This window comes from Phyllobacterium lublinensis, assembly GCF_020164435.1.
Taxonomy (GTDB): Bacteria; Pseudomonadota; Alphaproteobacteria; order Rhizobiales; family Rhizobiaceae; genus Phyllobacterium; species Phyllobacterium lublinensis.
This window is the reverse complement of sequence record NZ_JAIUDQ010000015.1, coordinates 63759-83560: the sequence shown is the minus strand read 5'-3', so window position 1 is coordinate 83560 and position 19802 is coordinate 63759. Positions and strand designations below refer to the sequence as shown.

Genomic DNA, 19802 nt, shown 5'->3' with positions numbered 1-19802 from the left:
CTAAGAAACGGCAGGCGCCCGTTTCTTGTTCCACATTCTGTTACGTAACCGCACTATTTGAACGTTATGTAATCACCCCGCACTCATCATACCATAACTGCGCGCAAATTCGTTACGTTACGGCACGGTTTCTCAGAAATCCTCATCCTGTGTCGGCACAAGAATTTCCCGCTTGCCCGCATGGTTGGCAGGTCCGACGAGCCCTTCCTGTTCCATGCGTTCGATGATCGACGCAGCTCGATTGTAACCGATACCAAGCCGACGCTGGATGTAACTGGTCGAGGCCTTCTTGTCGCGAAGGACCACTGCCACCGCCTGATCGTAAGGGTCGTCTGAATCCTCAAGGTTGGAGGTGCCGGTTGGTCCGCCGTCCTCATCGTCCTCATCCTCTTCGGTGATCGAATCGAGATACTCCGGGACACCCTGCAACTTCAGGTGCTGCACGATTTTTTCCACCTCGTCGTCGCCAACAAATGGTCCGTGTACGCGTTGAATCCGCCCACCACCTGCCATGTAGAGCATGTCGCCCATGCCCAGCAGCTGTTCGCCGCCCTGCTCGCCGAGAATCGTCCGGGAATCGATCTTCGACGTAACCTGAAACGATATACGGGTGGGGAAGTTGGCCTTGATCGTGCCGGTGATCACGTCAACAGACGGACGCTGCGTTGCCATGATCACGTGGATGCCGGCCGCGCGCGCCATCTGTGCCAGGCGCTGAACCGCGCCTTCGATGTCCTTGCCGGCAACCATCATCAGGTCCGCCATCTCGTCGATGATGACGACGATATAGGGCATCGGCTTCAGGTCGAGCTCTTCCGTTTCATAAACCGCTTCCCCCGTGGCCCGGTCAAACCCGGTTTGAACCGTGCGGGCGATACGTTCTCCCTTTTTGTGAGCCTGTTCGACACGCTGGTTGAAACCGTCAATGTTACGCACGCCCACCTTCGACATCTTCCGGTAGCGGTCTTCCATTTCCTTGACCGTCCACTTGAGCGCAACGACGGCTTTCTTCGGGTCTGTAACCACAGGCGTCAACAGATGTGGAATTCCATCATAAATCGACAGTTCCAGCATCTTTGGGTCGATCATGATCAGGCGGCACTGCTCCGGCGTCATCCGGTAGAGCAATGAAAGGATCATGGTATTGATGGCCACCGACTTACCCGAGCCGGTGGTGCCGGCAACCAGGAGATGGGGCATCTTGGCAAGATCGGCGATGACTGCCTCGCCATTGATGGTCTTGCCGAGCGCCAGTGCCAGCTTGGTCTTGGTCTGTTCAAAATCCCGGCTTGCCAGAAGCTCGCGCAGGTAGACCATCTCGCGCGTCAGGTTTGGCAACTCGATGCCGATGGCGTTGCGCCCGGGGACCACGGCAACACGTGCTGCGATGGCACTCATCGATCTGGCGATGTCGTCGGCGAGGGTAATGACGCGCGACGATTTGATACCGGGGGCCGGTTCCAGTTCGTAGAGCGTAACGACCGGGCCGGGCCGAACGTGGATGATCTCGCCGCGCACACCGAAATCTTCGAGTACCCCCTCAAGCAGCCGCGCATTCTGTTCCAGGGCTTCCTTCGACAGGCTCGGATTGCGGATAACATTCTTGGGTTCGCTGAGAAAGTGCAGCGAGGGCATTTCGAATTCGTCGGATTTGATCAGGGATGCCTGGGCCTCGCGCTGGACACGCGCACCGGCGCGTGGGGCCGGAGCTGGCGTATCGATCCGTGCCGTCACGGTCCGGGCGGGTTGCCCAGCTGCCTGTCGTGCGGGGGCTCTTTGCGGCGCCCAATCATCAACATCCGCATCGTCATCGCTGAATGCGACGGGATCGAAGCGATCGGACCTATCATCAAAGTCCTCGCCTATATCAATCAAAGGTGCCTCGACCCGAGGTGCGGCGTCATGGAAGCCGGGTTCGCGCCGCTCGCTGGTGCCGCGTTGACGCGGAGCCGGAACATCGTCGAGGAATTCGTCTTCACTCCGGCGCACAGCGCGGGTGCCGTGGCCAAAAATACGGCGGAGCAGTGCCCGGGCGCTCAAGACCCAGTGGGTCAGCGCACCAAGAGCCAACAGGCCGCCGCCATCATCCTCTTCGTCTTCGTCATCTTCGTAATCATCATCCTCCGCCACGTGGCGTTTGGATTTCTTGAGCATGGCCGGCTCGCTGTCGCGGTAGGTAATGCCGCTCGCAAATCCGAATACCCAAAGGGTCGGCAATGCAAGGATTGCCACGAGTATCATAGCAAGACCACCGCGGGGAAATGTGCCGATGAAGATCCCTGGTAACTTGAGGACCATGTCACCGAATACGCCGCCAAGGCCGATCGGCATCGGCCAGCTCGCAGGGATTGAAAAACAACCGGCCATGGCTGCCGCCATCAGGGAGGCGCAGATCCAGGCAGCGATGCGGCGCGGGACGCGGTCAACCCCCCGCCCGGTCAACAACAGCCCGCCCCAGAACAGCGCAGGCATCAGCGCAGCGAGCATCGAAAGTCCAAAGAACTGCATGCCGAGATCGGAGAAGACCGCACCGGGATAACCGAGCGCGTTATGAACCGGATTGGAGGTTGCATGACTGAAACTGGGATCGGTGACGTTCCAGGTGGCAAGGCTGCCAATTGCAAAGGCGACAAAGCAAAACAGCGCCAGACCCCAGAGGATATGGATCTGCCGGCGGAAGATGCGGGTCAACCCCTGCCGCTCGTCCTCAATTGCATAAGACGCTGAGTAACCTTGACGCATGAAATCCGGCCCCACGTGACGCATACTGGCGGCTGTGACATGCCGCAGATTCGAGAGTCTTCAAATTAAGACGCCGATGGTTAAGGGGGCATTAACCATGGGAACAACCCGGGAGGAATTTAGCAGGATCGGATGTAGGTGCTGTGCGTGGTTCGACAAGATCACCATGAGGGACGTCGAGCAGACCCCATAGGAGCCAACGAGAATCGCGATTGTCGGCATGCCACAACCTCTCTCATGGTGAGCTTGTCGAACCACGCACTAAATTTCCCACGGCAAGAAAAGTAAGCCCCAAAACAAATGGGCCCGGAGAACCGGGCCCATCGGATTGCAGTCAAAGCAGCCCGTTACGAATGGTAGGCAGCTTCACCGTGCGAGGTCAGGTCGAGACCTTCGCGTTCGGCCTCTGGCGATGCACGCAGACCGACAATCAGATCGACGATCTTGTAGAGGATCGCACTGCCGATGCCGGACCAAAGGAGTGTGACCGCCACGCCCTTGAACTGCGCCCACAACTGGGTTGCAGTGCCCGCATAGCCCGCAGCAAAGTCGGCCGTCGAATAGTCGACGATACCAGCGCCTCCGAGGGCCGGGTTGACCAGAATGCCGGTGCCGAGAGCACCGACGATGCCGCCGACGCAATGGATGCCGAAGACATCGAGACTGTCATCATAGTCGAAGGTGTTCTTCACGACCGCCACGAAGAAGTAGCAGACTACTGTCACAACGGCGCCAAGAACAATGGCGCCCGTTGGACCGACAAAGCCCGCTGCCGGAGTAACCGCGACCAGACCCGCAACGGCACCCGAGACCGCACCCAGCATGGAAGCTTTTCCGCGCAGGATGGATTCCAGCAGGATCCACATGACCGTTGCCGCAGCGGTTGCCACGAAGGTATTGATCATTGCAAGGCCGGCATAGGCATTGGCTTCGAGGTTCGAGCCTGCGTTGAAGCCGAACCAGCCAACCCAAAGCAACGATGCACCAACCATGGTGAGCGTCATGGAGTGAGGTGCCATGATGTCTTTTTTGTAGCCGGCACGCTTGCCGATCATGAGGGCACCAACCAGGCCGGCGATACCCGCATTGATGTGGACAACCGTGCCGCCCGCGAAGTCAATCGCGCCAAAGCCCCAGATAAGGCCACCCGGATCGGAATAAGCGCTTGGACCGCCCCAGAACCAGACCATATGGGCGATAGGGAAATAGACGAACGTGACCCAGAGGATGACGAACAGCACGACCGCCGAGAACTTGATGCGTTCGGCGAAAGCACCGACGATCAGTGCAGGCGTGATGCAGGCGAAGGTCATCTGAAAGATGACAAAGACCAGCTCAGGAATGGCCACGCCCTTCGAGAAAGTTTCGGAAAGCGTTGTTACGTCCACGCCAGCGAGAAATGCCTTGGAGAACCCGCCGACGAAGGCGTTGCCCGGCGTGAATGCGAGGCTGTAGCCGTAGAATACCCAGATCAGCATCACCACAGCCGTGATCGTGAAGACCTGCATGAGCACCGACAGCATGTTTTTGGCGCGGACAAGCCCGCCATAGAAGAGGGCGAGACCCGGAATGGTCATCAACAGTACGAGTACGGTTGAGATCATCATCCAGGTGGTGTCACCCTTGTCGACCGTAAAGGCTGGCGCTGCAGCGGCGGGAGCAGCTGGCGCGGCTTCCTGAGCGAAGGCAGCCAGCGAACCGAATGCGATCAACGCCAGCGATCCCATAAGGGTGCTGCGCGCCGCAGATGTCAGACTGGTTGGAATTTTCATTATGCTCTCCTTGAACCCCAAATAACTCACAACGCGTCGGTGTCCGTTTCGCCTGTGCGAATACGGACGGCCTGCTCGATGCTTAGAACGAAGATTTTTCCGTCGCCGATCTGACCGGTCTTGGCGGCTGTCGTAATGGCCTCGACGGCGGTGTCTACGAGCTCGGAAGCGACCGCCACCTCGATTTTCAGTTTGGGCAGAAAGCTGACCGCATATTCTGCACCGCGATATATTTCGGTGTGCCCCTTCTGGCGCCCATAACCTTTCACCTCAGTGACGGTCAGGCCCTGGATGCCGACAGCGGTGAGTGCTTCCCGCACTTCGTCCAGCTTGAACGGCTTGATGATGGCCATCACAATTTTCATTGACTATACCCCTGCGCTAGCGCGGTACCTCCGGGTGGAATTACCCGAGAAGCAAGAATCCGCGTTGAACCCATCGCCTAAAGCCTTATTCGACCAGGTGACTGCTCAGGAGTATTCAAGTTCCGTGCCAGACTCGGAGGCGGCTTATAACTGATTGATTATGAATGAATATTTTTGTCGGTAGGTGCGCGCGTTACGTGATTCGCAGCAAGTTGATCAAAAAATAGGCAGATGCAGCGGATTCAGCAAAGCTCACTCCTGGGCGTGCACACGAATTAGGCCTTCCTGTGCCGTCGAGGCAATCAGAGTGCCATCACGACTGTAAATTGCACCACGATTAAAGCCACGCGCACCCGATGTGCTCGGACTGTCTGCCGCATAAAGTAGCCAGTCATCGAAACGACAGGGCCGATGGAACCACATTGCATGGTCAAGGCTGGCGACCTGCAGATCACGGTCGAAAATCGACCGGCCGTGGGCATAAAGGGACGTATCGAGGAGCGTCATATCCGACAGGTAGGACAGAACTGCAGCCTGGACCCCGCGATCATCCGGCACCGGTCCGGTTGCCCTGATCCAGACATTTTGCTGCGGCGGCAGCTTTTCACGCGAGAAATAATGGGCAAGCGACAGCGGCTTCAACTCGATCGGCCTGTCCTGCTCCCAATATCTGCGGATATTGGCGGGTGCATTCTGCAAATATTGTTCTTTCAGGTCCCGGTCGCTGATCAGCTGTTCGGGCGGGGTAATGTCGAGCGGGCGGGGCTTTTGGTGTTCCAGTCCCGCCTCGTCGATCTGGAACGACGCTTCCAGCGAGAAAATGGCCTGCCCATGCTGAATTCCGACCACGCGGCGGGTGGTAAAACTCGATCCGTCGCGAATCCGGTCGACTTCGTAAATGATGGGTACCTTCGGATCACCGGCACGCATGAAATAGCCGTGCAGCGAATGCACGTGACGCGTCGGATCAACCGTGCGCTGCGCCGCAACCAGGGCCTGACCGATAACCTGCCCGCCAAAGACCCGCTGCCAGCCGGACTGGGGACTGCGACCTCGAAACAGATTGTGTTCCAGCGCTTCAAGATCGAGTATGGACAAAAGCTCTTTCATGGCGTCAGACATGAACGCATCTCCTGTTCGCGTATCTTCAACGCTTGCAACAGGAACAGGCGAACAAGTCAAGCACCGCATTGGGTACAACCAGGAGGCAATCATGGTCGAACGAACCCGGACTGAGCAACCAGGCACAGATATCATCATCGCCGGCGCTGGTTATGTAGGACTAGCGACCGCCGTCGCGCTGAAATCCTCGGCGCCGCATTTGGGCGTAACCGTCATTGATGCGGCACCTGCGGGCGTCTGGCGCAACGACACGCGCGCATCGGCGATTGCCGCCGCGGCAAGCCGCATGCTCGACAGGCTCGGCTGCTGGGAGGCCATCCTTCCGCAAGCGCAACCCATCAATGAAATGACCGTCACCGACTCGCGTACCGCGGACCCGGTTCGGCCGGTATTCCTGACCTTCAATGGGGAGATCGAGCCAGGCGAGCCCTTCGCCCACATGGTTGAGAACCGCATACTCAATGCATCGCTGCGCTCCAAGGCCGAGGAACTCGGCATCGCCTTCATAGAAGGAGCTCCCGTCAGCGGCTTCGAGCACGGCGAAGCCTATCTGACGGTCCGCTATGCCGACGGCAAGAGTTTGCGCACGCGGCTGCTGATCGCTGCCGATGGCGTCAGGTCAAGGCTGCGTGACATGGCCGGGATAAAGACGGTGAACTGGGAATACGGCCAGTCAGGCATCGTCTGTACCGTCGCCCATGAGCGTCCCCATCATGGCCGCGCCGAGGAGCATTTCCTCCCGGCCGGTCCATTCGCCATCCTGCCGTTGAAGGGCAACCGCTCCTCACTGGTCTGGACCGAACGGACGGATGATGCGGAGCGGCTGATCAACGAAGACGATTTTGTGTTCGAGCATGAACTGGAACAGCGTTTCGGCCTGAAGCTTGGCGAACTGCACATCGAGGGCGGGCGCAAATCATTTCCGCTCGGCCTGACGCTGGCGCGCGATTTCGTCAAGCCGCGCTTTGCTCTTGCCGGAGACGCGGCTCACGGCATTCATCCGATCGCCGGACAGGGATTGAACCTCGGTTTCAAGGATGCGGCAGCGCTGGCCGAGACCATCGTTGATGCTGACCGGCTCGGGCTCGATATCGGCTCGGTGGCGGTTCTCGAACGCTACCAGACCTGGCGGCGCTTCGACACAGTCCAGATGGGCGTCACCACCGATGTCCTGAACCGGCTGTTTTCAAATGATAGCGTCCCTGTGCGGGCACTGCGCGACTTCGGCCTCGGCCTCGTCGAACGGATGCCGCGGCTCAAGGGATTCTTCATCCGCCAAGCCGCGGGTTTGTCGACGACAGCGCCCAAGCTGTTGCAAGGACAGCCGATCTAGAGCGGGCGCGGGTATTTCCGGTAGATCGCCTCGATCTCCTTGAGGATTTCGGGTGACAGCGTGATCGTGCTCGCCCAGATATCGCTCTTCAGTTGCTCCATCGTCGTTGCCCCGATAATGACGGAGGTCATGAACGGGCGCGTCAGGGCAAAGGCGATAGCCATCTGCGCCACGTCAAGACCATGCTTGCGTGCAAGGTCGATATAGGCCCGCACCGCCGGTGCCGAATGCTCATTGTTGCGCCAGAGACCACCCGGCTGGATAGCGCCGCGCGTTCCAGCCGGCACCTTGCCATCGAGATACTTGCCGGTCAGCACGCCCGAGGCCAGCGTGGAATAGGCCAGCAGCCCGACATCCTCATGATGGCTGACTTCGGCAAGATCAAGATCGAAAGCCCGCTGCAACAGGCTGTATTCGTTCTGTACGGAAGCCACGCGCGGCAGGTCGCTACGCTCGGCAAGTTTCAGCCACTGGCCGATGCCCCATGCCGTCTCGTTGGAGAGTCCAACATGCCGGACCTTGCCTTCCTTGACCATATCATCAAGACCGGCAAGCGCCTCTTCAATCTGCGCCGTGACCAGTGTGCTGTCCTGTGTCTGCGGCGCATATTGCCATGCCGATCCAAAGTGATAGTGGCCACGAGCCGGATAATGCACCTGATAGAGGTCGATATAATCGGTCTGCAGCCGCTTGAGGCTGCCTTCCACGGCCTCGCGCACAGATTTGCGGTCCGGGCGCGTTCCATTGCGGATCCAGCTATTGCCTCCGCCGGATATCTTGGTGGCGAGTACAAATTGATCGCGCTTGCCGGTCTTCTTGAACCAGGTACCGATGTAGGATTCGGTCTTGCCATAGGTCTCAGGGCTCGACGGAATGGCATATACTTCCGCCGTGTCCATGAAATTGACACCTGCCTCGAGCGCATAATCGATCTGCCGATGCGCATCTTCTTCCGTGTTCTGCACACCCCAGGTCATCGTGCCGAGGCAAATTTCCGTAACGTCGATATCCGTCCGGCCAAGTTTTTTCAGTTTCACGGGATTTTCCTGTTTTTGATCTCGGGTTGTCAGTCGACCTGGAGTCCAAGTCTCTGCTTTAGCGTTCTGACGCGCTGGCCGTAACGTTGGGAGACGGGGACGGCGCAAGCGGCATCATCCACCATATCAATCAATTCGCACTTTTCCAGTTCAGTAAGTTGTTGGCGTAGAAATGGTGCAACTTTTTCGATCATGATTGCTGTGTCGCCAATCTGGCCTAAAGCCCATTGTGCGTAGATCATTGCCTCATCCGCCTTTTTCGGACTGCTGGTATCAAGGATCACACTCCTTACAACATCAACGTGGCCGTCGGTTATCAGCACATCTTCGTCTATAATCGCAAGGTCGCGGCCGCAAGAACCGGGTCCTCGATCGCGGTGAGCGGCGAAGGCTCCGCCTGCAGTCGAATTTTCCTGCGCCGGAAATCTCCGCGCAGGCGCCCGTCGATTATATCGCCCGCTACCTCATTCAACACGTTCAACCTGTACCACCAGAAAGACCGAAGCCAAGGAGCGCGAAGACCGCCAAGACAATATGCATTATCAAATCCCTCTATGAAAAACTCAGTTTAGAGGGAGCGAAATCAGCCCGTAAATTAGGCGATGGAATAATGCGGTGCCATGGCTATGATGCGGAACCATGCTGGCATGGAACCGTTATCGCCAGGCCTGATCACGGCGCACCACACGTCTTGCAAACAACGTCAACGAGGGAGATTAAAATGGACAGACAAGCAACGGCAATCTGGAAAGGCGCTCTTACCGACGGGTCCGGCACACTCGACACGCAAAGCGGCGCACTCAAAGGTCTTCCCTACAACTTCAAGGCACGCTTTCAGGACGAAAGCGGAACATCCGGCACCAACCCAGAGGAACTTCTCGCCGCCGCCCATGCGGGATGCTTCGCCATGCAACTGTCGCATTTTCTGGCGGAGAATGGCACACCGGCCGCAAATATCGACGCCAAGGCAAAGGTAACAGTTAATCCTGCCGCCGGCGGCGGTTTTGAGATTACAAAAAGCGCGTTGACGCTTGTCGGTACCGTCCCGGGTATCGATGATGCCACGTTCCAGAAGCTTGCGGGACAGGCGAAGGCCAGTTGCCCGCTGTCGAAGGCACTTGGCGCCATCGAAGTCACGCTGGATGCAAGGTTAGGATAAGACCGGGCCAAGTCAGGATTCTAAAGCAGTTCCAGAGAACGTGCGCAGCGGTTCACGTCCGGAGTTGCTTAAGAAAAAAGAGATAGGGCTTTTTTCGGTGATCCCATTCTCACCGTCAATGCTCTAGTGCGGATATATGGAAGGTCAATGTCATGACCTTCCATTTGTGATATTCTTTTTCTGGCAGATGGTAGGGTGCTGCTCGGACAAGTGCCCGCCGAGGGCTTTCCAGCAAGTCAGCAGGATGAGCCCAGTTTGATTCGATTGCTTGCTTGACCCGGTCTGCATCCTCTTTCGATAGGTTTTCTGCATGGCTTGGTAAAATTATCAAAATCAATGCGATAAGAGCAATGAGGGCCCGGGTAACCCGGGCGCACAGGGCATCAACTCCCGATCTTGTCATGTCAATGCCCCATCGAAACCAAACCATGATTGGTCCCTACGCCACAATGTCGTTACGGGCAATCGCTACCTTAGTCTGATGGCATTTGCTCAATCGTTCGCGTCAGATCAAACCCGCCGCTCCACCATCATCTTCTTGATTTCTGCAATCGCCTTGGCTGGATTCAAACCCTTAGGGCACGTCTGCGCGCAGTTCATGATCGTATGGCAGCGATATAGCCGGAACGGATCTTCGAGATTGTCGAGCCGCTCGCCCGTCGCTTCATCGCGACTGTCGATCAGCCAGCGATAGGCCTGGAGGAGCACGGCCGGTCCAAGATAGCGGTCGCCATTCCACCAATAGCTCGGGCAGGATGTCGAGCAGCAGGCGCAAAGGATACATTCGTAAAGACCGTCCAGCTTGGCGCGGTCCTCATGGCTTTGAAGCCATTCCTTTGCCGGCTCGGGAGAAACCGTCTTCAGCCAAGGCTCGATCGAGCGGTGCTGGGCATAGAAATTGGAAAGATCCGGCACCAGGTCCTTGACCACAGGCAGGTGCGGCAATGGATAAATCTTCACCGCTCCCTTGATCTCGTCCATACCCTTGGTGCAGGCAAGCGTATTGGTGCCATCAATATTCATGGCACACGAACCGCAAATGCCCTCGCGGCACGAGCGGCGCAACGTCAGGGTCGGATCGATCTTGTTCTTGATCCATAGCAGACCATCGAGAACCATCGGGCCGCAGTCGTCGAGATCGACGTAATAGGTGTCGATGCGCGGATTTTCGCCATCGTCCGGCGACCAGCGATAGATGCGGTATTCACGCAGATTGTTGGCACCCTGCGGCCGGTCCCATGTCTTGCCGGGCCGCATCTGCGAATTCTTGGGAAGTGCAAGTTCAACCATAATGCTCTGATCCCTAAATCAATACACACGCGCTTTCGGCGCGATCTTGGCAAGGCTGATGCCGCCATCCTCTTCCCTGACCAGCGGATCAAGATGAACGGGACGGTAACCAAGCGTGACCTTGCCATCGGGAGCGAGCCAGGCGAGGCTGTGCTTGCGCCAGTTTACGTCGTCGCGACTCGGGAAATCCTCATGGGCATGCGCGCCCCGGCTTTCCTTGCGGGCTTCGGCGGCAACCACCGTCGTCAGGGCGTTGGCCATGAGGTTTTCCAGTTCCAGTGTCTCGACCAGATCGGAATTCCAGATCATCGATCGGTCGGTAACCTTCACATCCGGCAATTCGCTCCAGATCTTTTCCATTCGGTCTACGCCGGACTTCAGCGATTCCGACGTACGGAAAACAGCGGCATCTTCCTGCATTGTCCGCTGCATTTTCTCGCGCAGGACTGCCGTTGGCGTCCCGCCATTGGCATGCCGCAGGCGGTCGAAGCGGTCCATGATCTTTGTTACCGACGACTCATTGATCTCCGGAACCTTGGCGTTGCGATCGATGACCTGACCGGCGCGAATTGCAGCCGCGCGGCCAAACACCACAAGGTCGATGAGCGAGTTGGAGCCGAGGCGGTTTGCGCCATGTACCGAGGCGCACCCCGCTTCACCGACGGCCATCAGACCGGGCTGGATGCGGTCGGGATCTGCCTCTGTCGGGTTGAGCGCTTCACCCCAGTAGTTGGTTGGAATGCCGCCCATATTGTAGTGAACGGTCGGCAGGACCGGTATTGGTTCCTTTGTCAGGTCAACGCCTGCGAAAATCTTCGCCGATTCGGAGATGCCCGGAAGGCGTTCATGCAGGACCGCTGGATCGAGATGATCAAGATGCAGGAAAATATGGTCCTTGTTCTTGCCGACGCCTCGGCCTTCGCGGATTTCCAGCGTCATGCAACGCGAAACCACGTCCCGCGACGCCAGGTCCTTGGCGGAAGGCGCATAGCGCTCCATGAAGCGTTCGCCTTCGGAATTGACCAGGTAACCACCCTCGCCGCGCGCACCCTCGGTGATCAGGCATCCTGCGCCATAGATCCCGGTCGGGTGGAACTGGACGAACTCCATATCCTGTAGCGGCAATCCGGCACGGGCAACCATGCCGCCACCATCACCCGTGCAGGTGTGTGCGGACGTTGCAGAGAAGTAGGATCGACCGTAACCGCCGGTTGCCATCACGACCATCTTCGCCGCGAAGCGGTGGATCGTGCCATCGTCGAGGTTCCAGGCAACGACACCTGTGATCGTGCCTTCCTCATCCTGGATGAGGTCGAGCGCGAAATATTCGATGAAGAACTGCGCATTGTTACGCAGGGACTGGCCATAAAGAGTGTGCAGGATGGCGTGACCCGTGCGGTCTGCCGCGGCACAGGTGCGTTGCACGGGCGGACCGTCGCCATAGTTCATCATGTGGCCGCCGAAGGGACGCTGATAAATCTTGCCCTCTTCGGTACGTGAAAACGGTACGCCGTAATGTTCCAGTTCGTAGACGGCGGCCGGCGCCTCCCGGGCAAGATATTCCATTGCATCAGTATCACCGAGCCAGTCGGATCCCTTGACCGTGTCATACATATGCCATTGCCAGGAATCCGGGCCCATATTGCTGAGCGAGGCGGCAATGCCGCCCTGCGCCGCCACCGTATGCGAGCGGGTCGGGAATACCTTGGTAATACAGGCCGTTTTCAGGCCCTGCTCTGCCATGCCGAGCGTTGCACGCAAGCCCGCGCCGCCAGCCCCAACCACAACCACGTCAAACTTGTGGTCGACGAATGTATAGGCCTTCGCGGCCTTGCTATCTGTTGGTGCCATGATGTGGCTCAGCCTCCGAAGCTCAGCTTGAGGATCGCAAAAACGCTGGCAACACCAACCGCGACGGAAAAAAACGTGTTCAGCATGAGCAGCACGATCTTTGTGCCTTCGCCATGAACATAGTCTTCAATGATTGTCTGCATGCCGAGGCGCATGTGATAGAGGCCGGAGATAAGCACCAGCGACAGAACCAGCGCCGTCAGCGGATGGGACAGGGCCGCTCTGGTTTCGGCATAGCCCGCGCCATGCAGCGACAGGATAAACCCGATGAAGAACAGCATGAGCGGGATATTGGCCACGGCCGTCAGCCGCTGGCGCCAGAAATGGTCCGTACCTTCTTTCGCAGAACCCAGACCGCGAACCTTGCCAAGCGGCGTGCGCATGTCGCCCATCGTTCGGCCTCCTTTAAACGATTGTGAATGCGACGATCCAGACGAGGATCGTCAACGTGATGGAAAGAACGAGCGAGGCCCAAGCCATCTTCGTGGTGGTCTCTTTTTCCAGGCCGCGCCCCGTATCCCAGATCAGGTGGCGGATGCCGCCAATCATGTGATGGAGAAGCGCCCACGTATATCCGAGGAGGACAAGGAGGCCGATCCATGAGCCGTAGATCGCGTTGACGAAATTGAAATAGTCTTCATTCGTCGCTGCCGCGATCAGCCACCAGGCAACCAGCAATGTGCCGAAATAGAGCGCTCCTCCGGTGATGCGGTGGACGATGGACATGACCATGGTTGGAATCGGCTTGTAGATTTGCAAATGCGGCGACAGTGGCCGGTTTGCATGGAGTGTTGTCTTGCTCATAGCGTCCCCAAGAGTAGCGCCGCGCCTGAACTGGCGGGCAGGGCCGAAAAGGCTGGATAGAGGCAATTTAGAAGGGTTTTAATCCGGTTTTTGCACTGCGTCAAAGCCCCATTCGACCCCCTCATGCGGCGAATTGGCACCAATAGCAAGTCAATAAGGTTTTTGCTTAAAATTCAATCGTTTAAAGCTCTCAAAACAGTCTCGAAAGTGTCTTTTTCTGACACGGTGTGATGCAAAAAATAATTGCGTGAGTCAACCCGGAATATGCTCCGATCGTCCAATTCGAGGTCGCTCCGGTCGTGTTTGTATGCGACAGGGCGGGTCGCTTGCAGGATGCCGCCAGCACGGCGGCACCCTTCATCGGAACTTTGCCTATTGATTTCCGAAGCGAATGATGAAGCTGGTCCAGTCGGCGGGAGCCGCGACCTGTTCATAAAGCTTGCGCCCATCTTCCGGAACGCGCGGTGCATTGAGCGAGAGCTTTGTCCAACCCCGCTCTTCTGCCTTGTCGGCAAGCACGTCGATCAGCGCCTTGGCGATGCCCTTGCCGCGGTGGTCATGATGGACATAGATGTGATCCACCTGGCCCGCCCGCATCCCGGAAACCGGCTCGGGCAGATCGTAGAAAATGACAAAACCGACGAGTTGACCATCGAGTCGTGCCCCGGCGATCTCCGCAGCCCGGTCACGCAAGAGATTTTCCGCGTAGTAATCATCCGGACGGCGTGGAGCTCCACGCTTCAGCGCCTGCGCATAACTGGCGAGCAGCGGCGCGAATTCATGGGCATCGCTCAGGTGCAACAGGGAAATGTCGATGGCGTGTTCATCTGCAGTCTTTTTGCTCATGATTGCTTCCGTCCCTTCATGCCTGCTCGTTTGCCCTGAGGATTGGTTGATTGCATCGCGCCCGTCAACCTGCACCCGGGATGAAAATCGATTTGATTAGACTTTGGGCAGATGACAATTGTTAATAAAGGGTTAATCTGGCCAGTAGACAAATTCGACGATCGAGGGTCGCCATGTTCCAGAAGAAGAATCTAACCTGCTCGGTGCTGGCGTCACTGGCGCTTGTGACCAGTTCGCAGCTTGCGGCGGCAGATGGTTTCAATCCCGGCAATAGCTACGGCGACGAATATGGCAATGTCATCCTGCACGAGCCCGGCGGCCCCAAGATTGTGTTTGTCGGTGCCGCAGCAGCGCGATCCGACAAGCTCGGCCGTGATATCCGGCGGCAGGTACCGGTCTACAAGCGCGGCAAGGGACCGGCGGTCATTTCGCCAGTGAGTGACCCACTCGTCGTAGGTGTCGTCCCCGCTCCCAATACTGGTGGATGCAACAGCCCGTTTGTGATTCAGGGCCGGGGTTACATGTATGGTCTTGACCGGAATGAAACACCGGTGCTTGGCCATCCCGGCTGCGACTAGGTTCCATAGCAAGATTTGATTTGCCTCGGTTGGCTGCGCCCTGTATTGGGGCCGCTTTCAACGAGGTAGCAATATGGCTCGCAATCTAGACGGCGCGCTCGTCCTGTTTTCCGGGGGACAGGATTCCGCCACATGTCTCGCTTGGGCATTGTCCAATTTCGACCGCGTCGAGACCGTCGGCTTCGATTATGGCCAGCGCCACAGGATCGAGCTCGAGGTACGCCGTGAATTTCGCACCGCGATCGCCGAGGGATTTCCGCAATGGGCGCAGCGGCTGGGCGACGATCACATGCTCGATGCGAACATTGTGGGCCAACTTGGCGCATCGGCCATGCTGGACGACATCGCTATCGAAATGGCGGAGAATGGCCTGCCCAATACCTTTGTACCCGGCCGCAATCTCCTGTTCTTTACACTTGCCGGAGCACTCGCCTACCGGCGCCGGTTGCGGGTTATCGTCGGCGGCATGTGCGAGACCGACTATTCCGGCTATCCCGACTGCCGTGACGACACGCTGAAAGCGCTACAGGCAGCGCTTTCGCTTGGCCTCGACCGTCGCGTCACCATTGAGACGCCCTTGATGTGGCTGGACAAGGCCGAGACCTTTGCGCTGGCACAAAATATTGGCGGCCAGAACCTCCTCGATCTCATCGTCGAGAAAACCCATACGTGTTATCTCGGCGACCGCTCCAGGCGGCACGCGTGGGGATATGGCTGCGGCAACTGCCCGGCGTGCGAATTGCGCGCGGCAGGGTGGCAGAAGTTCAAGGCGGAAGCCGCATGACCTACGCCGTCAAGGAGATCTACCTGACACTGCAGGGCGAGGGTAATCATACTGGCCGGGCCGCGGTATTCATGCGCTTTGCCGGCTGCAATTTGTGGTCGGGCCTGGAGCGCGACCGGACGGAAGCGGTCTGCCAGTTCTGCGATACGGACTTCGTCGGCGTGAATGGGCCGGGCGGCGGCAAATTCAAGACCGCCAATGCCCTTGCCGATGCCGTTGCGGCGCATTGGCCAGCCACACGAAATTCGGGCGCGAAGCCCTATGTCATCTGCACGGGCGGGGAACCGCTGCTCCAGCTCGACACGCCCTTGATCGAGGCTTTCCATGCACGCGGCCTCGAAGTGGGCGTCGAGACCAATGGAACCATCGCCGCGCCGGAAGGGATCGACTGGATCTGCGTCTCGCCCAAGGCCGATGCGCCATTGGTGCAGACCCGCGGCAACGAGCTCAAGCTTGTTTTTCCACAAGCGCAAGCCGAGACTCATCCATCGCGTTTCGAGCACCTTTCCTTCCAGCATTTCTATTTGCAACCTCTTGACGTCATCGGTGATCCGGCGCAAACCGCCTCGCATGTGGCATCTGCAGCGGCCTATTGCCTCGCTCACCCGCTTTGGCGGCTGAGCACGCAGACACATAAATTGATCGGCTTGCCCTGATGGCAGGCTCTTTATTGACCGCAGTTCCCGTTGCTGGAATTGCTTTGGCGGGCGCCTGTATTGCGCCAGAGCTGACGGAGCATCCATGAGAATCTTCAACGAATTCACGTTCGAAGCGGCCCATCATTTGCCGCATATTTTTCCCGACGGACATGTCAACACGCGCCTGCATGGCCACAGTTTCCGCGTTCGCGTGACGCTGGACGGCAAGCCGGATGCGCAGACTGGCCTCATTTCCGACCTCGGGGCGGTGAAAGACGCCTTCGACAGTGCCCTCGAAATACTCGATCACCGCTATCTCAACGAGATCAGCGGGCTTGAGACGCCGACGCTCGAGAACATCGCCATCTGGTTGTGGCGGCATTTTGCCCGTGTCCTGCCCGGTCTGGCGCAGGTCGGCGTCTATCGCGATACGTGCGGCGAAGGCTGCGAATACCAGGGCGAATTCGAGATGGAAAGGACAGCAGCATGAGTCACTATGCAGAACAGGCGACGATGCTTGGCAAGGACGTGAGAATCCCGCAGCATCCTGACGAGGCGGTGCTTGACGCCGTGCCCAATCCACAGGCCGGCACGCTTTTCCTCGCACGATTTGCCTGCCCGGAATTTACTTCGCTTTGCCCGGTGACCGGCCAGCCGGATTTCGGTCACCTTGTCATCGATTATGCGCCGGACCAAACCCTTGTCGAATCCAAGTCGTTGAAGTTGTTTCTTGGCAGCTTCCGCAACCACGGCGCGTTCCATGAGGATTGCACTGTCAACATCGGCAAGCGTATCGTGGAAGCGGTCAAGCCCTTGTGGCTGCGCATCGGCGGCTACTGGTATCCGCGCGGCGGCATTCCGATCGACGTATTCTGGCAAACCGGGCCGGTGCCGGATGGCCTGTGGCTGCCCGATCAGGGTGTGCCGAGTTATCGGGGGCGTTGAATATCTCGCCTCTCCCCTGTTCACCCCCATCGAGTAGGCTCGGAGTTAACCGGGGGTGCAGTTAAGAGATGGTTCCTCGGGTCAAGCCCGAGGATGACGGAGCGGTGGGTGTGTAGCCGCGAATCAATTCGCGACAATAAGCAGACGTTACTTCCACTCGCGGATATCGACGAAGTGACCGGCAATCGCCGCCGCTGCGGCCATGGCTGGCGAAACGAGATGCGTGCGGCCCTTGAAACCCTGGCGGCCTTCGAAGTTGCGATTGGACGTCGACGCACAGCGCTCGCCCGGCTTCAGCCGGTCATCATTCATGGCAAGGCACATGGAGCATCCCGGTTCGCGCCAGTCAAATCCGGCTGCCTTGAAAATCTTGTCGAGGCCCTCGGCTTCCGCCTGTTCCTTGACGAGGCCCGAGCCCGGAACGATCATGGCAGCAACCGTCTCGCTGACCTTGCGGCCCTCGACAACCTTGGCGACTTCACGCAGATCCTCGATGCGGCCATTGGTACAGGAACCGATGAACACGCGGTCGAGCTTGATATCGGTGATGGGCGTGCCCGGCTTCAGGCCCATATAGTCGAGCGCACGCCATTTCGACGAGCGCTTCGTTTCGTCGGCAATCTCATCGGGATTGGGTACCGCGCCAGTGACGGAGATGACATCTTCCGGTGATGAGCCCCAGGAAACGATCGGCGGCAGATCAGCCGCATTCAGCACGACCACCTTGTCGAAATGGGCGCCCTCATCGCTCTTCAGCGTTTTCCAGTATTCGACCGCCTGTTCGAAGGCGGCACCCTTTGGCGCCCGCGGCTTGCCTTTGACGTAGGCGAATGTGGTTTCGTCTGGTGCGATCAAGCCGGCACGGGCACCACCTTCGATCGACATGTTGCAGATCGTCATGCGGCCCTCCATCGACAGTGCGCGAATGGCTTCGCCAGCATATTCGATGACATAGCCGGTGCCGCCAGCGGTCCCGATCTCGCCGATGATGGCAAGGATGATGTCCTTGGCGGTAACCCCGGCCGGCAGAACGCCATCGACACGCACCAGCATGTTCTTGGCTTTCGACTGGATCAGCGTCTGGGTGGCGAGAACATGCTCGACTTCGGATGTGCCGATGCCATGCGCCAGCGCGCCGAAGGCGCCGTGGGTGGAGGTGTGGCTGTCGCCGCAGACAATCGTCATGCCTGGCAGTGTGAAGCCCTGCTCGGGTCCGATAATATGAACGATACCCTGGCGGATATCCTTCTCGGAGTAATATTCGACGCCGAAATCCGCGGCATTCCTGGCGAGCGCCTCGACCTGAATGCGGCTTTCCTCGTTCTTGATTCCGTGGATGCGGTCCGGTGAGGTCGGCACGTTGTGGTCGACCACTGCCAGCGTCTTCTCAGGATGGCGAACCTTGCGACCCGCTACACGCAGGCCTTCGAAAGCCTGCGGGCTGGTCACCTCATGCACAAGATGGCGATCGATATAGAGGAGGCACGTGCCGTCATCCTGCTGATCAACCAGATGGTCATCCCATATCTTGTCATAAAGTGTACGTGGCGCAGTCATGGCGATATCCTCGGCACGGTTTCGTGCTTTACAATTATTTCGTGGACATATGCACTCGAGGTCCACTTACGTCAAGAAACAAGCGAAAAAAGTAATATTCCGGCGACAATGCGCCGCTCTTCAAGGACGGGTCAAAGCCTGATTACAGCACTCTCCATGTCACCCACGCGCGGCCCGGCCCAACCGGCGCTCCACCCAGCGCAACCCGAGCGACAGGCTTATCGTCAGGATCAGGTAGACATAGGCAACGACAGAATAGGTTTCGAAGAAGCGGAAGGATCCGGAGGCATAGACCTTGCCCATCTGCGTGACGTCGACGACACCCAGCACCGATACCAGCGAGGAATCCTTGACCATCGAAATGAAATCATTGCCATAGGGCGGGAGGATGATGCGGATGGCCTGTGGCATGATGATGAGGCGAAAGCGTTGAAATCGTTTGAGGCCGACAGCCTTTGCCGCCTCGATCTGTCCGTGGTCCACGGCCTGGATTCCGGCACGGAAGATCTCGGCAAGAAAGGCCGCATAGGCGAGCATGAGCGCAATGATGGCGCGCCAAAGCAGCGAAAAATCACGAACCTGCATGGGGTCGATGAAACCGGCGCTCTGCAGGGGCAGGGTAACGAGATTCCACAGTGCGACAACGGCCGGCGCACCGACGAAGGCAATGTAGAACAAGAGCACCAGCAGCGGAATTCCACGCATGATCTCGACATAAAACCTTGCGATCTGCCTCACGGCGATATGGTTGGACAAGCTCATCACGGCCAGAAGCAGACCGAGCAGCGAAGCGAGGACGAAGGCAAGCAGCGAAACCCAGACGGTGATCCAGATGCCTTGGGATACCGTCGAGAAGACCTGCCCGTAGATCGGGCTGACCAGGATGGCTATGCCCAGCGCTATGGCAATTGCCACCGCTGCCAACAACCACCATGGGAAATCCATCCGTTCGGAAGAATTCCTATTCTGCGTGCTATCG

At 58.2% G+C, this 19802-nt stretch carries 21 protein-coding genes; 7 read left to right on the top strand and 14 right to left on the bottom strand.

The features are described 5' to 3' along the window. Positions 1-132: 132 nt before the first annotated feature. The 4 genes from K9U38_RS17440 to tesB form a co-directional block, all read right to left on the bottom strand. Positions 133-2742, bottom strand: a complete 2610-nt coding sequence (locus K9U38_RS17440) for a DNA translocase FtsK (RefSeq protein WP_224495624.1) — start codon at positions 2740-2742, stop codon at positions 133-135. A 347-nt stretch (positions 2743-3089) separates the two neighbouring features. Beyond that, positions 3090-4514, bottom strand: coding sequence for an ammonium transporter (locus K9U38_RS17435; RefSeq protein ID WP_370631978.1), 1425 nt, complete (start codon positions 4512-4514; stop codon positions 3090-3092). A gap of 26 nt (positions 4515-4540) precedes the next feature. Further along, positions 4541-4879, bottom strand: a complete 339-nt coding sequence (locus K9U38_RS17430) for a P-II family nitrogen regulator (protein ID WP_106712667.1) — start codon at positions 4877-4879, stop codon at positions 4541-4543. 252 nt (positions 4880-5131) lie between these two features. After that, complete coding sequence (gene tesB / locus K9U38_RS17425; RefSeq protein WP_224495623.1) at positions 5132-6001, bottom strand: acyl-CoA thioesterase II; 870 nt, start codon at positions 5999-6001, stop codon at positions 5132-5134. Positions 6002-6092: 91 nt separating this feature from the next. Here tesB and K9U38_RS17420 point away from each other — a divergent pair, with 91 nt between their 5' ends. Further along, the gene (locus K9U38_RS17420) at positions 6093-7334 is read left to right on the top strand and encodes a ubiquinone biosynthesis hydroxylase (protein ID WP_224495622.1); all 1242 of its coding nucleotides are present in this window, start codon (positions 6093-6095) and stop codon (positions 7332-7334) included. Here K9U38_RS17420 and K9U38_RS17415 read toward each other — a convergent pair. Together K9U38_RS17415 and K9U38_RS17410 are read right to left on the bottom strand one after the other, a co-directional pair. Continuing rightward, the gene (locus K9U38_RS17415) at positions 7331-8371 is read right to left on the bottom strand and encodes an aldo/keto reductase (RefSeq protein WP_224495621.1); all 1041 of its coding nucleotides are present in this window, start codon (positions 8369-8371) and stop codon (positions 7331-7333) included. The two genes, K9U38_RS17420 and K9U38_RS17415, sit on opposite strands and share 4 nt — an antisense overlap. Before the next feature lie 29 nt (positions 8372-8400). Beyond that, the gene (locus K9U38_RS17410) at positions 8401-8694 is read right to left on the bottom strand and encodes a hypothetical protein (protein WP_224495620.1); all 294 of its coding nucleotides are present in this window, start codon (positions 8692-8694) and stop codon (positions 8401-8403) included. Between the two features lie 398 nt (positions 8695-9092). Between K9U38_RS17410 and K9U38_RS17405 the strand changes: the two genes are divergently transcribed. After that, entirely contained in the window at positions 9093-9530 is a 438-nt protein-coding gene (locus K9U38_RS17405) for an OsmC family protein (protein ID WP_224495619.1), read from the top strand. A gap of 115 nt (positions 9531-9645) precedes the next feature. Here K9U38_RS17405 and K9U38_RS17400 read toward each other — a convergent pair whose 3' ends face one another. From K9U38_RS17400 to K9U38_RS17375, 6 genes are all read right to left on the bottom strand, one after another. Next, complete coding sequence (locus K9U38_RS17400; protein ID WP_224495618.1) at positions 9646-9933, bottom strand: hypothetical protein; 288 nt, start codon at positions 9931-9933, stop codon at positions 9646-9648. Between the two features lie 107 nt (positions 9934-10040). After that, the gene (locus tag K9U38_RS17395) at positions 10041-10820 is read right to left on the bottom strand and encodes a succinate dehydrogenase iron-sulfur subunit (protein WP_224495617.1); all 780 of its coding nucleotides are present in this window, start codon (positions 10818-10820) and stop codon (positions 10041-10043) included. Positions 10821-10838: 18 nt separating this feature from the next. Continuing rightward, positions 10839-12671, bottom strand: a complete 1833-nt coding sequence (gene sdhA, locus K9U38_RS17390; protein ID WP_224495616.1) for a succinate dehydrogenase flavoprotein subunit — start codon at positions 12669-12671, stop codon at positions 10839-10841. A gap of 8 nt (positions 12672-12679) precedes the next feature. Next, a complete protein-coding gene (gene sdhD, locus K9U38_RS17385) occupies positions 12680-13063 on the bottom strand; it encodes a succinate dehydrogenase, hydrophobic membrane anchor protein (protein ID WP_224495615.1) in 384 nt (127 codons plus the stop codon). A gap of 13 nt (positions 13064-13076) precedes the next feature. Continuing rightward, entirely contained in the window at positions 13077-13475 is a 399-nt protein-coding gene (sdhC, locus tag K9U38_RS17380) for a succinate dehydrogenase, cytochrome b556 subunit (protein WP_224495614.1), read from the bottom strand. A 372-nt stretch (positions 13476-13847) separates the two neighbouring features. Next, positions 13848-14321 carry a GNAT family N-acetyltransferase gene (locus K9U38_RS17375; protein WP_224495613.1) on the bottom strand — a complete coding sequence of 158 codons (474 nt, stop codon included), beginning with the start codon at positions 14319-14321 and terminating at the stop codon, positions 13848-13850. Between the two features lie 173 nt (positions 14322-14494). Here K9U38_RS17375 and K9U38_RS17370 point away from each other — a divergent pair, with 173 nt between their 5' ends. From K9U38_RS17370 to queF, 5 genes are all read left to right on the top strand, one after another. Beyond that, complete coding sequence (locus tag K9U38_RS17370) at positions 14495-14899, top strand: hypothetical protein (RefSeq protein WP_224495612.1); 405 nt, start codon at positions 14495-14497, stop codon at positions 14897-14899. Between the two features lie 73 nt (positions 14900-14972). Further along, the gene (gene queC / locus K9U38_RS17365; RefSeq protein ID WP_224495611.1) at positions 14973-15683 is read left to right on the top strand and encodes a 7-cyano-7-deazaguanine synthase QueC; all 711 of its coding nucleotides are present in this window, start codon (positions 14973-14975) and stop codon (positions 15681-15683) included. After that, positions 15680-16339, top strand: coding sequence for a 7-carboxy-7-deazaguanine synthase (queE, locus tag K9U38_RS17360; protein ID WP_224495610.1), 660 nt, complete (start codon positions 15680-15682; stop codon positions 16337-16339). Before queC ends, queE begins: the two co-directional genes overlap by 4 nt. 85 nt (positions 16340-16424) lie before the next feature. Beyond that, positions 16425-16811: a 6-pyruvoyl trahydropterin synthase family protein gene (locus tag K9U38_RS17355; RefSeq protein WP_224495609.1), complete on the top strand. Its 387-nt coding sequence runs from the start codon at positions 16425-16427 to the stop codon at positions 16809-16811. Continuing rightward, positions 16808-17266, top strand: coding sequence for a preQ(1) synthase (gene queF / locus K9U38_RS17350; protein ID WP_224495608.1), 459 nt, complete (start codon positions 16808-16810; stop codon positions 17264-17266). Before K9U38_RS17355 ends, queF begins: the two co-directional genes overlap by 4 nt. Before the next feature lie 147 nt (positions 17267-17413). Here queF and leuC read toward each other — a convergent pair whose 3' ends face one another. After that, a complete protein-coding gene (gene leuC / locus K9U38_RS17345) occupies positions 17414-18823 on the bottom strand; it encodes a 3-isopropylmalate dehydratase large subunit (RefSeq protein WP_224495607.1) in 1410 nt (469 codons plus the stop codon). 159 nt (positions 18824-18982) lie between these two features. Continuing rightward, positions 18983-19768 (bottom strand): amino acid ABC transporter permease, encoded by a 786-nt coding sequence (locus tag K9U38_RS17340; protein WP_224495671.1) that lies wholly within the window; start codon positions 19766-19768, stop codon positions 18983-18985. Between the last annotated feature and the right edge of the window lie 34 nt (positions 19769-19802).